Genomic DNA, 13,281 nt, shown 5'->3' with positions numbered 1-13,281 from the left:
GTGACGGCCGGAAGCGGTGGAAGCGGCTGAACCGGCATCAGCCCGCGGGGACGGTGAGGACGAGGACCGCGCCGCCCGGCAGGTCCGGCGGCAGGTCCGCCTCGGCCGGGTCCGCGCACCGCAGCTCCCCGCCGCCCGCCCGCGCCAGGCCGCGGGAGATCGACAGCCCCAACCCCGACCCGCCGTCGCCCGCGCGGGCGGGGTCGAGGCGGACGAGGCGGTCGAAGACGCGCTCGCGGTCGGCCGGGGCGATCCCCGGTCCGCCGTCGGCGACGACGACGCGGCCCTGCCCGTCCCACCGGTCGACGGTGACGACGACGGGCCCGCCGGGGGCGGCCCGGTGGGCGTTGGACAGCAGGTTCACCAGGACGCGGCGGACGTGGTCGGGATCGACGAGCACGTCGACGGCGGCGGTGCGCAGCGTCACCCCCTGTCCCAGGGGTCCCGCCTCCTCGACCGCGGCCCGCACCAGCGGGGCGAGGTCGGTCCGGGCGGTGCGCGGGTGCAGCTCCTCCAGCCGGGAGACCGACAGCAGGTCCGTCACGAGCTGGGCCGCGCGCCGGGCCTCCCGCACGATGCGGACGGCGGCCTCCTCGCGCTCCCGGCGCCGAGGCCCGTCCCCGGTGTCCAGCAGCAGCCGCTCGGCCGCCGCGGTGACCGCCGCCAGCGGGGTCCGCAGGTCGTGCGCGACGTCGGACAGGAAGCGCTGCAACCGGTCCCGCGACCGGGTGGCCCGCTGCTCGGCCCCCTCCAGCGAGTCCAGCATGGCGTCGAAGGCGGCGGCGGTACGACCCAGCTCGGTGTCGGTGCGGTCCGGGGTGAGTCGCCGGCCGCGGTCCCCCTCGGCGATGGAGCGGGCCGTGGCGGTCATGGTGTCCAGCGGGGCCAGCGCCCGGCCCAGCAGCAGCCGCAGCGCGACGACCGCGAGCGCCAGACCCGCGAGTCCCCCCAGCAGCATCGAGCGGCGGAACTGCGCGCGGGCCTCCTCGACGGGACGCAGCGACGTCGTGAGGACGAGGACGCGGTCGCCGGCCAGGGGGCGGGTCGTCCGCAGCAGGTCCCCGTCCTGGACCACGACGGCTCCCGGTCGCGCCCCGGGACCACCCGCCGGTCCCGGGGGTCCACCCGGTCCCGGGGGGCCGGGGGTGCCGACGACCGTGCCGTCCCCGGTCTCCAGCTCGGCGCTCGCGCCCGCGGTCGCGAGCCGGTCGACGAGCGTCTGGTCCTCGACCGTCCCGTCGAGCTGCACGCCGAGCTCGGCCAGCGAGGCGAGCCGCGTCCGGGTGTCCTCGCGCAGCCGGGAGCCGAGGTCGGCGTCGACGAACACCCCGACCGCGAGCAGCAGCGCCGTGAGGACGCCGGTCGCGACGACGACGACGCGGCGGCGCAGCGAGACCGTGCGCACGCCTCACTCGTCCCGGTCGGCGCCGGGCGTGGGGGCGCGCAGGACGTAGCCGAGGCCGCGGACGGTGTGCACGAGCCGCGGCCCGTGCTCCTCCAGCTTGCGGCGCAGGGCGCTGACGTGGACCTCGACGAGGTTCTGGTCGTAGTGCTCGTACCCCCACACCTGGGTGAGCAGCTGCAGCTTGGACAGGGTGCGCCCGCGGTGGCGGACGAGCTGGGCCAGCAGCCGGAACTCCGTCGCCGTGAGGTCGAGCTGCGTCCCCCCGCGCAGGGCGACGGCGGCGGACTCGTCGACGACGAGGTCGTCCACCTCGACGACCTGCGGCGTGCGACCCGCGCGGCGCAGGACGGCGCGCAGCCGCACGAGCAGCTCCTCGACGGCGAAGGGCTTCACGACGTAGTCGTCGGCGCCGGCGGCGAAACCGGAGAGGCGGTCGTCGAGGTCGTCGAGGGCCGTGACGAAGACGACCGGCACGTCCCGGGGCACGCACACGCGCCGGGCCAGGGACGTCCCGTCCTCGCCGGGGAGCATGACGTCCAGGACGGCGATGTCGGGGCGGAACCGCTCGACGACCTCGTCCAGGCCGCGGCCGTCGGGGCGGGCGCGCACGACCATCCCGGTGTCGGTGAGCGCCGCGGTGACGGACTCGGCGATGAGCGGGTCGTCCTCGACGAGCAGGACCCGGACGGCTGCGGTGGGCACCGCACGAACATCGCAGAGCCGTGGTGGCGGGGCCAGCGCGCGAGCTGAAGAGGACCTGAAGGACTGCGGGGGAACGGATCGGCTTCAGGTCGGCTTCAGCTCCGGCCGGTGGTGTGGACCTCACCGCGGACCACGAGGTCCCGGTCAGGTCACCCGACCCACTCCTGGAGGAGCACCGTGACGACCACCTGCCCCACCGACCCGACCGACCCGACCGACCCCGCCGCGCCCCGTCCCGCGCGCCGCAGCGCCCGCGTCCGCCGGTTCGTCCTCGGCACCGTCGTGGCGACGGCCGCCGGGGGGCTGGCCGCGACGGCCGCCGTGGCCGCCACCAGCGCGCCCAGCACTCCCGACGGCGCCGCGTCCAGCCCGTCCGCGTCCGCCCCCGCGGCACCCGGCGACGGCACCGCACCCGCTCCCGGTTGCGGTCCCGGCGGTGGTCCCGGCGCCGGGCCCGCGGGTCCGGGCCGGGGTGACCGCGTCGGCCCGCCGGCCGGCGGGACCGTGACGGCCCTCGACGGCGACACCCTGACCCTCACCGCCCCGAGGGGGGAGACGAGCACCGTCACCCTCACCGACGACACCGTCGTCGTGCTCGACCAGGGCCCCGGCCAGGGCGGGCAGACCGCCGACCGCAGCGCGATCACCGTCGGGCAGCGCGTCCACGTCGAGCTGACGTCCTCCTCGACGTCCGACGATCGCACCGCCGCCCGCGTCGTGGTGGAACCGCTGCGCGCCGACGGGGACGTCACCGCCGTCGACGGCGGCTCGCTGACGATCGCCGGCCCCGACGGGACCACCACGGTCGTCGACGTCGCCGGGGCGGAGGTCCTGCGGGACGGCGAGACCGTCGACGCGTCCTCGATCACCGTGGGTGAGCACGTCCACGCGGAGGCCGCGGCGGGCACGGCCGTCGCCGACGACGGCTCCTTCACCGCCGCGCGCGTCGAGGTCGGGCACCCCGCACCGCCCACCCCGCCGGCCGGGGCGCCGACGCCGCCCGAGGGTGCTCCGGCTCCCGGCGACGGGAACGCTCCGACCCCGGGGCAGGACGCTCCCGTCCCGCCGACCGCGTCGCCGACCACCGGCAGCTGACCGTCGCCGCGACGTGCAGCACCCCCGGACCCGGGTGGGCCCGGGGGCGTGCGCGCGGTCAGCCCCGATTCTGCCGCGCCAGCTCCGTCAGCACGCTGCGTTCGAGGGCCTCGGCGGCCCCCTCCTCCAGCTCGACGAAGCGCACGACGGCCTCGCCGGACTCCTCGTCGACGCGGACGACCTCGCCCCGGCCGTGGACCTCCAGGCCGTCGGCCAGTTCGAGGGCGACCTCGACGTCGGCGCCACCGGGCACGTCGGCGGCGCCCTCGATGCGCATCCCGGTGCGGGAGTAGTCGACGGTGCGGACGTCGGCGACGCCGTCGGTGGTCGTGAGGTGGGCCGGCAGGGACACGGGGGCGCGGACGGCGCCGCGACGGGTCTCCGAGGCCAGCAGCATGACGCCGGTGAGGGCGAGCTCGTCGTCGCGGTGGGCCTGGGCGACGGCCTGGAAGACGGCGTGCGGGGTGACGTCGGAGCCGTCGCCGGGGTCGGTGCTGACCCAGACGCGCTGCCCGTCGAGCTCTGCGACCGTGGCGCGGCTGGTGGCGACGTGGCTGGTGACGACGAGACCGGCGGCGCCGGCCGTCCACGAGCGCACGGTCCCCGTGTGCCAGGCGCCGCTGCCGTCGGCGGTCGTGGGCATGAGGGTGACCGCCGTGTCGACCGCGGGCCCCTCGGTCATGATCGTCCCGCCCTGCACAGCGTCCATCGTTCTTCCCCCTGGTGACGTCCCGATCATGTGATCGCTCGAACACGCTACGTGACTGCCAGGTCGCGCTCCACCCGAACGCCGCAGGTCACGGGGGACCGGGACCGAAGAACGACCACGGGCTGTCACACCCGTCACTCCGTGCGCAGGGGTCCCACGTCGGCGACCTGGCCGGGGTTGTCCTCCCACGCCGACCGGACCAGCTCCTCCAGGTGCTCGCGCGTGATCGTCCGCAGGTCGACCGCCGTGACCCCGCCCGGGCCGTCCCCGGTGTGCAGCTCGGCGTCGTCCCCGGCCACCCGCGCCAGCCACGCCCCGCCGATCCGCCGGAAGCCCGTCCAGCCCCCGTCGGCGAGCTCGACGACGTCCGGCAGGGACAGCGCGAGGGCCCGCAGGTCCAGCACGGTCGTCCCGGACGAGGGCCCCTCCAGGACCAGCTCGTACCCCGCCGGGGTCAGCACCCGCACCGTCCACTCCCCGGTCTCCTGCCGGCGCGGCGCCTCCCGCACCAGCAGGCCGCCCGCGCGGGCCACCGCGACCGCCTGCGCGACGTCGTCCACCTCCAGCTGCCAGGACAGCCCGGCCGGGGGCACCGCGACCCCGGCCGCCACCCGGCGCAGCCCGAACAGCACCCGGTCGCGCTCCAGGGCCGCGAAACCGTCCTCGCGGTGCTGCACGTGGAACGACAGCGCCTCGTAGAAGGCGGTCTCGGCGTCGAGGTCGTGGACGGGCAGGACTGGGAGGGCGCGCAGGAACTCCATGGGGTTAGCGTCCTCCTCGTGCCGACGATCGCCGCCCTGGTCCCCGGACGGCGTCGGGGGACGCCCACCGCGGACCCCGTCCTGCGGGCCTACCTCAACGAGCAGCTCGTCGCGGCGACGACGCTCGGTGAGCAGCTGCGGCGGGCCGGTGCCCTCGACGCGCTCGCCGCCGAGCGGACGACCCTCCTGCGGGTGCGCCGCGAGGTGGCCGCCGACCGGTCCGCGCTGCGCACGGCCATGCGACGGCTCGGGGCCGGCACCGACTGGACCGTCGTCGGCGTCGGCTGGCTGTCCGCGCACGCCGGCCGCATCACCCCCCTGCTGCAGCGGGTGCCCGTCCTGGACCGGGTCGCCGGCGTCCTGCCCGCCACCCACTCCCCCCGCGCCGCGGTCGTGGAGGCGCTGCTCGCGCTGGAGGACGTGCTCGGCGGCCTGCACCGGCGCGCCGTGGCCGCCCGCCTCCTGGGCGACCTCGTCCTCGCCCAGGACCTGCGCGGGGACTGGACCGCGGGCGTGCGCGGGCTCGCCGACCGGGTGCGCCGGCAGCAGGAGGAGGTCGAGGCCGCCCACCGCCGGTGCGCGGCGCCCCTGCTCGCGCCCGGGCACCGGACCCGGGAGCACCCCCGCGGGTCCTGACCGCAGGCCGTCACTGGGGCGTCACGGGGTCGTCGGGACGGGGTCGAGCAGGCGCAACCGGCTGCGCATCCGCTCGTGGTCGAGGTCGTCGGTGTCCAGCACCTCCTCCAGAGCACCGGCCGCCTCCACGACCAGGCGCACGTCGGCGTCGCACAGGACGTCCACCAGACCGGCGAACCGCCGACGGGCGTCGGCGGTGGGGGCGGACAGGCGCGGGACGGCGACCAGCTCCACCGTCGAGAACCGCCCGGCCAGCTCCAGCACGTCGCCGACTGCCGTGAGCCCCCCGCACAGCGCGTCGAAGGACACCCGCACCGTCCCCCCGGCGGCGGCCAGCACCGGGAGCGGACGCCCTCCGACGAGCACGACGTCAGGTCCGTCCCGGACGGCGACCACCGGACCCGCCGTCCCCGGCCCCACCGGCGGCACGGTCCGCCAGGCCCCGCTGGACCACCCCGGACGTGCGCTGCCGTGCCCCCGGGACCGGTGGTCCACGTCACCGGCCAGTTCCACGACGTCGCACCCGGCCTCCAGCGCGGCGACCAGCGGCAGGACGAGGTGGTGGTGACGAGGATCGGGCAGCAACCCGCGGGGCGGGTAGTTCGACGTCGCGAGCAGCGTCGCCCCCTGGTGCGCCAGACCCCGGACGAGCCGGGCCAGCAGCATCGCGTCGCCGGGGTCGTGGGCGTGGAACTCGTCCAGGTGCAGCAGGCGCACGCCCTGCAGTAGACGCCTCACCGCGGCGTCGACCGCCCCGGGGACGTGCAGCCGGCGGGCCGCGTCGTAGGCGTGCAGGCGCAGCACGCCCTCGGCGGGCAGCTGGCGCAGCAGGGTCTCCCCGAGCCAGGTCTTGCCGCGCCCGACCGACCCGTGCAGGTACACCCCCCGCACGGATGTCCTCCGCCGCGGCGTCCAGCGCGTCCCCGCCCGCTGGTGCAGCACGTCGGCCCCCAACCGGGCCAACCGGCCGGCCACCACCTGCTGGGCGGGCTCCAGGCGCGACCCGGCCGCGGACGCGGTGGCGTCGAAGCCGCGCCGCAGGTCGTCGAGGTGGTCACGTCGCACCGTCGCCCACCCCTCCTCGTCCGCTGCCCCAGGGTGCCGCGACGAGGGGGGTGCCCACCACGTCACGTCCGTCACACCGGGGTGGTCCCACCCGAGACCCGGCGGGCCGCCCGACGGGCCCGCGCAGGGGCGACCATGACGACGTGCCCCCTCCCGCCCCCCGCATCGACCTGAGCGCCGCCGAGCTGCGCGAGGTCGCCCGCTTCTCGGCCGGGCGAGCCCGGACGGCACTGGGCGTCCACGAGGCCGGGCGTCCCGGGGACGACAGACCGCGCCGGGCGGTGACAGCCGCCGACGACTTCGCTGCCGGTGCGGCACGGGGCACCGCCCAGCGCGCAGCCGCCTGGGCCGCCCACCGCGCCGCCCGCGACGCCGCCGACCCCGCCGTGCGGGAGGCCGCCCGGTCCGCTGCGCACGCGGCCGCCAGCGCGTACCTGCACCCCCTCGCCGACGCCCACCAGGTCAAGCACGTCCTCGGTGCCGCAGCCTGCGCCGCGCGCGCCCTCGAACTGGCGGCCGGTGGTGACCCCCGCGTCGGGGACCGCGAGATCGAGGCGGCCCGACGCGACGCCCCACCGGCCGTGCGCGCGGTCCTGAACCGGCTGCCGCCGGCTCCCCCCGGCGGAGGCAGGGTGGGTGAGCTGCTGCGACGTCTCGACGCCGAGCTGCGGGACTGACGCCGGCGGCGACGCTCCCGGCGGTGTGCGCACCGGGTGGGACCGGTGGAGATCACCGGCGCGGGGCGTCCGGGTGCGCCCGCCCCTGGATGCTCGACGGCGTGGACCTCCTCCTGCTGCTGCTCGCCCTGGGGTCGTTGCCGGTGGGGGCTGTCGTCGTCCTGGTCGCCGTCGTGCTCGCCGTGGCGAGGGCACCCCGCCACCGCACCGCGGTCCTCCCCGCGCTGGCCGGCGCCGGGTCCACGGTCGGCTGGGTCGTCGTCACCTGCCGGAGCGCGGTCCGCGCCGACGAGAGCGGAACCAGCGGAACCGTCTTCTCCGACGCCGGCTGGCTGGCCGCCGGTGTCGCTCTCGGTGTCGTGTCCCTGGTCCTCGGCGCCCGCCACCGTCTCGACGCCGTGCGGGGGTGAGCAGGGTGCGGGGTCCGGGAAGATCAGACGCGCCGAGCGGCACCACACCGGGGTTCGGTTCCACGACCCGGCACCCTCGCGGGGAGTCAGTCACCCCACGTCGTCGCACCACGAGAGACCACCCACCGCTGCGGGACGCCCGTGCGCGGAGGTCGACCCCCGCACCCGGGCCTGCTGCATGATCAGGCGTCACCGATCAGCGCAGCAGACCCGAACCTCAGCTACCCAAGCTGGTGCGTATGGTTCTTGCCCGTCCCAGGCGTTGCCGGTCGCATGTGAGACCACCTACTTGCTCGCGGTCCCTCGGTGTGACGGGTGTGGCGTGTGAGGTAACCGCTACGGTGCGTGCGTGGACCCCACCGTGCTCGGCGCCATCATCGGTGCCGCGCCGGCGACGCTGATCGGGGTCGCGGCCTGGCTGGCGAGCCGGCGGAGCAATACGAACGCGGCGCGCACGGAGGCGCTGGCGAACTGGCGGTGGGCGGTCGGGCTGGTGGCTTCGTCGTCGGCGCAGGAGCGGGCGGCCGGATGGGTGTCGTTGCAGACGATCCCGCTGGACCCCTCGCTGACGGCGGACGACAGGAGGATGATGGAGGCCACGATCGATCGTCTGCGCACGCTGGGAGGTGGAACGCCGTGACCATGACCGAGGTCAGTTCGGAGATCGAGAACGTGCTGTCTGCCCAGGCGGCGGTGGTGGCGAAGTTCGCGGCCGGCGGGATCCCGTCGAGGTCGCTCGTGGCTGAGGCGTGGATCCCGGACACCGCCGAGGTCTTGATGGCGGACCTCGTGCTGGTGGCGGACATGGGCCCTGAGTCGCTGCGGATGCGCTGGCGGAACCGGCGCACGGTCCCGTTTACGGGTGCGGGCCGTCGCCGACGCCGGATGCAGCTGCTGGGGGACTTCCAGGCGGAGCTGACGCGGGCCGTGGACAGGTCGGTGCGGGAGTTCCGCGGTGCGCAGGGACCGTCGGGGTTGACGGTGCGGGCGCGGCAGACCGCGCAGTCGGCCACGCCGTCGTCCTGAGCAGGTCTCTGACCTGCGGTTTTGTCATACCGTCGCTTCCCGGCTTTTCGAGGCGCAGCGGCCGCGAGCTGACACGCTGGCCACGTCCACTCTTATAGCGGTCTGGGCCGGTGCGCGGAGCTCGACGGCGTGGCCGACCTGCTGCGCACCGTGGAGCTGGTCGCCCAGCGCCTCAACGCCGGTCTGCGCGTCAGCGCCGTCGTCCCCGTGGCCTACCAGGCTCGTCAGCGCCTGTCCCCGGACGTCCTGGCCAGCCTGAGCGCCGCTTCGGTGACGCCGCTCTACCCCCGGTGCGCCAGTCGGTGCGCGTGCGCGAGGCCCCCTCGGCGCGCGAACCGCTCACGACCTACGCGCCCACTGAACCCGCCACCGCCTCGGGACCGCCGCCGCAGGGGATCCACCCGGATACCGCGGCATCGGCCCGCACACGGGCGCACACGACGTCGACCCCGACGGGCGACGAGGGGTGGGGGCCTCGGGACGGTCGAAGTGGACCAACTCGGCGAGGGTCTGACTTCTCTCTCCGCGGCGACCCACCACTAACAACTCGTTTCACTATGACACCGGTAGTTTTCGGTAGCAGATCAGAGCACACGCCAACTGCAGAAGCCCCAGGTGCAGATCGGCGCGGACTTCGTAGCGGGTACGCAGGCGTTTGAATTGGTGCAGCCAGGCGAAGCTGCGCTCCACGACCCAGCGGGTGCGGCCCAGGCCGGAGCCGTGGACGAGGCCGCGGCGGGCGATGCGCGGCACGATCCCACGCTCTCGCAGCGCGCGGCGGTAGACGTCGTAGTCGTACCCGCGGTCGGCGTAGAGGTATCTCGGGTTCAGACGCGGACGGCCGCGGACACCGCGCACGATGGGGAAGGCATCGACCAGCGGCAGCAGCTGGGTGACGTCGTGGCGGTTGCCGCCGGTGAGGGTCACGACCAGCGGGACACCGCCGAAGTCGGTGAGGAGGTGGTGCTTGGATCCGTTGCGGGCCCGGTCTACTGGTGAAGGGCCGGTGTGAGCCCCCCTTGAGAGCCCGCACGTGCGAGCCGTCGACCACGGCGGTCTCCAGATCCAGCTTCCCGGCGGCGCGCAGCTCATCGAGCAGCACCTGATGCAGCTGCGGCCAGACTCCGGCCTGCGTCCAGTCCCGCAACCGCCGCCAGCAGGTGACACCAGAGCAGCCGAACTGCTCGGTCGGCACCTGACCCCAAGTGCAGCCGCTGATGAGCACGTGCACGATGCCGGCCAAGGCGGCGCGGTCGTCCCGGGGCAGACGTCCGGGGTGACGGAACCGGCGCGGTGGGCGTTGAGGCAGCAGTGGCTGCACCCGCTGCCATAACCCGTCCGGTACCAGCTCCGTGACCTTCTCCAGCACCACCTCATCGGTCATGCCATCAAGGCTGCGACGGCCGCAGCCGGCCTGCAACTCATAGTGAAATCAGTTGTGAGTCGGATGGAGAACCGCTACTGACAAAAGCTCAGTCCCGGCCTCGGGAAGTCGAAACGAAACCATAGCCTGCAAGAGGAAAAGCAACAATAGTGGTGACGCCGATCAGTGCAGCAGACCCTCCTGCTAGCCGCTGACGAGACCGGGCCCTGGCGCCGTTACCGACGAGGGGCGATTGAACTGTCTACTCTCAGGTCCAAAAAGCCTGATCAAAGAAACAATCAGAAAGGATCAACAGTCTCGCCGATAGACCCCTGAAGCGACCGTATTCACGGCGGGGTGAGCGAGGCGCCAAATCGCCGCTCAAGCGCCTCCATGACTAGCAGAAAATCAGTTTTTACTGCGTCAGCAGCAGAGACCTCGCCGCCAATATGCGCTGCCGAGGAGGTCATCCTTACGCGCACCCCACCCTTAGTTGCACGTATCGACACGTCGCCTGGATTCGGAATCGATTTCGCCTCGATGTCGTTCTGATGAAACCAGACGAAGACTTCAACTGGACGACCGTCAGTCGCCTTCCACGACTCCTTGAGACGTTCATTGAGGGCTGCTTTATCGAAGGCGGCCTCCAGTCGATTCGCGTAGCCGCGCGGGTGCGGCGTCAAATAGACGCAGCCAATTGCCTGGATCCAGGCATCTTCCTCAACCATGGTTACTTGCAACTCCAATATTGGCCTGGGGGGCAGTGGTAGTGCTTCTTCACGTAGCTAAAAATCTTTCCATACTCCCATTTACGGGCCGACCAATAGCTGGGGAACGGGCCGGAGTTTGAGTAAGTGCAGATCGATCCCATCTTCCTCCGACACCTCCCGAGCTGGGCTTCGGGCCTCTTGTTGGGCCCCGTGCCGGTAATGCCGTACTTGTACACGCGCCTCTTTTTGTCCTTGATTGTGTATCCGTAGTAAAGTTTAGGAGCCCGGGATCCACCCGGCTTAGGGATTGTCCACGACCTCGCCGAGGGGAGCGCCACAGCGCACTTCACAATGACGCAATGAGTAGCGATGATCCAGATGCCGCCCACTACGATGATAGCCCCGCCGCCAGCTAGGACGGCAGCGTTCTTGCCGGTGGTGTCGGCGACATTGACGGGGTCGAGTGGGTACGTGTAGGCGTTGACGTTCCCCCCAGGCACCGGGTCCACAGATGCAAATCGTGCTGTCGCCGGGTTGTAGAGACGCACCCCCATCAACGTCAGACCAGCGCGCGCGTTGTTGGATCGCTGCTTGCCGCCGAGCCAGTCGTAGCGGGAGGCGGCGGTGTTGTTCTGGCCGGGAGTGGTGTCCAGGACAGCGCCGAACTCATCGGTCATGACCGCCGCGGTAGCTGTTGCCGTGGCCCCGCCTGGCACGGTGGCGACGACATCACCGTGCAGGTTGATGACCTGCCAGGCGAGCCCGCTGCTGCCGTCGCCCCGAAGGGTGACGGCGGCGGTCAGGTCGGCGTCGGGGCCGGTGACGTAACGGCTGACGGTGCCGTCGGCCTCGTTGATGAGGGCCGGGTTGTCGTCGGTGTCGTTGTACCGGTTGGTGACCGTGGTGGCTCCCTGCCCGGGCAGGGTGGTCGTGGAGGCCAGAAGTCGGTCACCGGTGGGGTCGAGGGTGAAGGTCTGGACCTCGTTGCCCGAGCCGGTGGCCAGGGTCTGGCTGGCGACCATGTCCCCCGGCGCGTACGCAACGCTCAGGCCGCTGCCGGTGGCTCCGGCGGCGGTCTTGTCGGGCAGGTTGCCGTTGCTGGCCGGCACGGTCAGGGTGCGGCCGAGGCCGTCGTAGGCATAGCCACTGTCGGTGATCTGGTCGAGGGCGTTCATCGAGTGGGTGGCCAGGGTGTTCCCGCCAGGGGTGCTGGTCGAGGGGACGGTGTACCCGGTCGCCGCGCACGGACCGCTGCTGCTGGTGGGCGTGCTGACGCGGGCAGCCTGGTTGGAGTCGGCGTCGTACTTCCAGGCCCGCACCGTGCACGACATCGCGTTCGGGACCGGCGCGAGGCGGGAGTCAGCGGCCGCGACCAGGCGGCCCAGGCCGTCGTAGGAGTACCGGCGGTGCCGGGTGGTGGTGCTGGCCGTCGTGCCCGAGGGCTCGCCGGCGCTGTTACGGGTGATGGCCTTCAGCTGCTGGGAGGACTCCACCTGCTGGCCGTAGACGTTCTCCCCACCCCCGTTGCTGGTCACGGTAGGCGCGTTGGCCTCGTCCAGAACGGTCTGCCCGCCGGCGATGACGGTGCGCCGCACCGCCGCGCCGGTGGTGTCAAACACCGTCTTCTTCGTGTACCCGGACCCGACGGCGGTGGTGACCACGGTGCGCCCGTCGAGGTCGATCGTCATGCTCATGGCACCGGCCGAAGCCTGCCCCGAGGGCGCCTCATCGGTGGTGCCGGTCAGATCCCCGGTGATGGGGTCGTAGCTGTTGGTCTGCTTCCACACCTTCCCGGCGGTGACGGGGCTGTAGCCGGTGATCGTTGCGGCGCCGCTGTTGGCCGGGGAGGTGTTGGTGTCGGTGATGGTGGTAGTGGCGACCCGGCCCGACGTGTCGTACGTGGTCTGGGTCTTCAAGCCGGTGGCCTCGAGGGAGGACGTGACCCGGCCCAGGGTGTCGTACGTGGTGCGCAGGGTGCGGGCGTTGGGCACGTTGCTGGACCCGCCGTCGCTGGTGCTGTCGGGGTTCCCCATGTCGTCGTAGGTGAGGGTCTCGATCTCGGTGCCGGCGGTCACGTGCAGCGCACCGTAGGTGGTGGTCCTCACCGACAGGGGCCGGTCGGCGCCGTCGTAGCCGGTGGTGGTGGCCCGCAGGGTGGAGTTCGTGCCCGAGCCGTACGGGGTCAAGGTCTCGGTGACCGTGGCCGGCAGGCCGGTGCGGGTGTAGGTGGTGGTGCTGGTGGGCAGCCCCGCGGACCCGCCGACCTGGACGTTGGCCGGTCCGGTGGAGCAGACCATGCCGGCGAAGACGACCGCGGCCGCAGACGTCGCGGTGGTGCAGTTGTTCATGCCGTTGGTGCCATCGCCGTAGTAGCGGGTCACCGTGGTGGAGGCGGTGCCGGTGGCGCTGGTGTCGCCGGGGTTGCGGGGCATGCTGGCGGCGATGACCCGGCCCAGGGCGTCGTAGGCGGTGCGGGTCTCGGTGGCATCCCCGGTAGCTGCTGAGGTGCGCACCCAGACCGGCTTAGAGCGACCGGCAGTAGGTGTCACGACGGGTCAGCACCCGACGGCTGGACGGGGTCGGCGTGTCACGAGCCGGGGCGGACACGGGCCCCGGTGATCATGGAGTTCTCTACGCTGCACCACCACCGGAGAACCCGTGCCCGTCCTGCCATCATCACTGACCGAACCCCTGTGGGCCCAGTTCGCCACGCTGCTGCCTG

14 protein-coding genes are annotated in these 13,281 nt (G+C 73.2%); 6 read left to right on the top strand and 8 right to left on the bottom strand.

Annotated elements, in window-relative coordinates:
• Nucleotides 1-37: 37 nt before the first annotated feature.
• A complete protein-coding gene (locus tag AB2L27_RS16890; RefSeq protein ID WP_370442662.1) occupies nucleotides 38-1,405 on the bottom strand; it encodes a sensor histidine kinase in 1,368 nt (455 codons plus the stop codon).
• Nucleotides 1,406-1,408: 3 nt separating this feature from the next.
• Nucleotides 1,409-2,107: a response regulator transcription factor gene (locus AB2L27_RS16885; protein WP_370442661.1), complete on the bottom strand. Its 699-nt coding sequence runs from the start codon at nucleotides 2,105-2,107 to the stop codon at nucleotides 1,409-1,411.
• A 177-nt stretch (nucleotides 2,108-2,284) separates the two neighbouring features.
• Here AB2L27_RS16885 and AB2L27_RS16880 point away from each other — a divergent pair, with 177 nt between their 5' ends.
• Entirely contained in the window at nucleotides 2,285-3,202 is a 918-nt protein-coding gene (locus AB2L27_RS16880) for a hypothetical protein (RefSeq protein WP_370442660.1), read from the top strand.
• 58 nt (nucleotides 3,203-3,260) lie between these two features.
• Here the strand turns inward: AB2L27_RS16880 and AB2L27_RS16875 are convergent, their stop codons facing one another.
• Nucleotides 3,261-3,911, bottom strand: coding sequence for a PilZ domain-containing protein (locus AB2L27_RS16875; protein WP_370442659.1), 651 nt, complete (start codon nucleotides 3,909-3,911; stop codon nucleotides 3,261-3,263).
• 134 nt (nucleotides 3,912-4,045) lie between these two features.
• Complete coding sequence (locus AB2L27_RS16870; protein WP_370442658.1) at nucleotides 4,046-4,672, bottom strand: VOC family protein; 627 nt, start codon at nucleotides 4,670-4,672, stop codon at nucleotides 4,046-4,048.
• Between the two features lie 18 nt (nucleotides 4,673-4,690).
• Here AB2L27_RS16870 and AB2L27_RS16865 point away from each other — a divergent pair, with 18 nt between their 5' ends.
• Nucleotides 4,691-5,308, top strand: a complete 618-nt coding sequence (locus AB2L27_RS16865; RefSeq protein WP_370442657.1) for a hypothetical protein — start codon at nucleotides 4,691-4,693, stop codon at nucleotides 5,306-5,308.
• Nucleotides 5,309-5,329: 21 nt separating this feature from the next.
• On the opposite strand, the gene zapE is transcribed toward AB2L27_RS16865, so the two are convergent.
• A complete protein-coding gene (gene zapE, locus AB2L27_RS16860; protein WP_370442656.1) occupies nucleotides 5,330-6,373 on the bottom strand; it encodes a cell division protein ZapE in 1,044 nt (347 codons plus the stop codon).
• A gap of 143 nt (nucleotides 6,374-6,516) precedes the next feature.
• Between zapE and AB2L27_RS16855 the strand changes: the two genes are divergently transcribed.
• The 4 genes from AB2L27_RS16855 (at nucleotide 6,517) to AB2L27_RS16840 (ending at nucleotide 8,486) form a co-directional block, all read left to right on the top strand.
• On the top strand, nucleotides 6,517-7,050 hold the full coding sequence (locus AB2L27_RS16855; RefSeq protein ID WP_370442655.1) for a putative immunity protein: 534 nt from the start codon (nucleotides 6,517-6,519) through the stop codon (nucleotides 7,048-7,050).
• 101 nt (nucleotides 7,051-7,151) lie between these two features.
• Entirely contained in the window at nucleotides 7,152-7,460 is a 309-nt protein-coding gene (locus AB2L27_RS16850; protein WP_370442654.1) for a hypothetical protein, read from the top strand.
• Nucleotides 7,461-7,809: 349 nt separating this feature from the next.
• A complete protein-coding gene (locus AB2L27_RS16845) occupies nucleotides 7,810-8,100 on the top strand; it encodes a hypothetical protein (protein WP_370442653.1) in 291 nt (96 codons plus the stop codon).
• The gene (locus tag AB2L27_RS16840; RefSeq protein ID WP_370442652.1) at nucleotides 8,097-8,486 is read left to right on the top strand and encodes a hypothetical protein; all 390 of its coding nucleotides are present in this window, start codon (nucleotides 8,097-8,099) and stop codon (nucleotides 8,484-8,486) included. Before AB2L27_RS16845 ends, AB2L27_RS16840 begins: the two co-directional genes overlap by 4 nt.
• Nucleotides 8,487-9,041: 555 nt before the next feature.
• Here the strand turns inward: AB2L27_RS16840 and AB2L27_RS16835 are convergent.
• The 3 genes from AB2L27_RS16835 to AB2L27_RS16825 all read right to left on the bottom strand — a co-directional run bounded on the left by AB2L27_RS16835 (nucleotide 9,042) and on the right by AB2L27_RS16825 (nucleotide 13,072).
• A protein-coding gene (locus AB2L27_RS16835) for an IS5 family transposase (RefSeq protein ID WP_370442651.1) occupies nucleotides 9,042-9,870 on the bottom strand; the annotation gives its coding sequence in 2 pieces (ribosomal slippage) (nucleotides 9,042-9,507 and nucleotides 9,506-9,870; 831 coding nt in all).
• Between the two features lie 326 nt (nucleotides 9,871-10,196).
• Nucleotides 10,197-10,577 carry a hypothetical protein gene (locus AB2L27_RS16830; RefSeq protein ID WP_370442650.1) on the bottom strand — a complete coding sequence of 127 codons (381 nt, stop codon included), beginning with the start codon at nucleotides 10,575-10,577 and terminating at the stop codon, nucleotides 10,197-10,199.
• Between the two features lie 2 nt (nucleotides 10,578-10,579).
• The gene (locus AB2L27_RS16825) at nucleotides 10,580-13,072 is read right to left on the bottom strand and encodes an RHS repeat-associated core domain-containing protein (protein ID WP_370442649.1); all 2,493 of its coding nucleotides are present in this window, start codon (nucleotides 13,070-13,072) and stop codon (nucleotides 10,580-10,582) included.
• Nucleotides 13,073-13,281 lie beyond the last annotated feature (209 nt).

Source organism: Kineococcus halophytocola (assembly GCF_041276425.1).
Lineage (GTDB): Bacteria > Actinomycetota > Actinomycetes > Actinomycetales > Kineococcaceae > Kineococcus > Kineococcus halophytocola.
Note: the sequence above shows the minus strand (reverse complement) of the source record. Positions and strands in the feature narration are given on the sequence as shown.

What these genes read in the sequence shown, in the direction of transcription:
- AB2L27_RS16875 (WP_370442659.1), bottom strand. Translation starts at nt 3,911, where the DNA reads ATGGACGCTGTGCAGGGCGGGACGATCATGACCGAGGGGCCCGCGGTC.
- AB2L27_RS16870 (WP_370442658.1), bottom strand. Translation starts at nt 4,672, where the DNA reads ATGGAGTTCCTGCGCGCCCTCCCAGTCCTGCCCGTCCACGACCTCGAC.
- AB2L27_RS16830 (WP_370442650.1), bottom strand. Translation starts at nt 10,577, where the DNA reads ATGGTTGAGGAAGATGCCTGGATCCAGGCAATTGGCTGCGTCTATTTG.